Raw genomic sequence first — 395 nt, 5'->3', positions numbered from 1 at the left:
GCATATCTCACAGCATTCTCCGCCCCCTCTCAGCCCCCTTGCCGACATGGCGCATCTTTGAAACGGTGGCGGCAACGGACAAGAGTCCGACAGCGGGAGTGAAACGGGATGCGCCTTCAGGATCGTGTCGCCATCGTCGTCGGCGCCGGCCAGAGCCCCGGCGAGGGCATCGGCAACGGCCGCGCCACCGCGCTCACCTTCGCGCGCGAAGGCGCCAGGGTGCTGTGCGTCGATCACCATCTCGACTCGGCGCAGGAGACGGTCGACATGATCGCGGCGAAGGGCGGCACTGCTGCAGCCTTCAAGGCTGACGTGACCAAGAACGCCGAGATCAAGGCGATGGTGGCGGATGCACAGCAGCGCTGGGGCACTGTCGACATCCTGCACAACAATGT

1 protein-coding gene is annotated in these 395 nt (G+C 65.3%); it reads left to right on the top strand.

The features are described from left to right. Window positions 1-108 precede the first annotated feature (108 nt). Window positions 109-395: SDR family NAD(P)-dependent oxidoreductase (locus I6F36_RS39285; RefSeq protein WP_225173328.1), on the top strand; the 287-nt coding region annotated here is incomplete at its 3' end.

This window comes from Bradyrhizobium sp. BRP19, from assembly GCF_020194195.1.
Taxonomy (GTDB): domain Bacteria; phylum Pseudomonadota; class Alphaproteobacteria; order Rhizobiales; family Xanthobacteraceae; genus Bradyrhizobium; species Bradyrhizobium yuanmingense.
The sequence above is the reverse complement of the archived record's forward strand: the minus strand, read 5'-3'. Positions and strand labels throughout refer to the sequence as shown.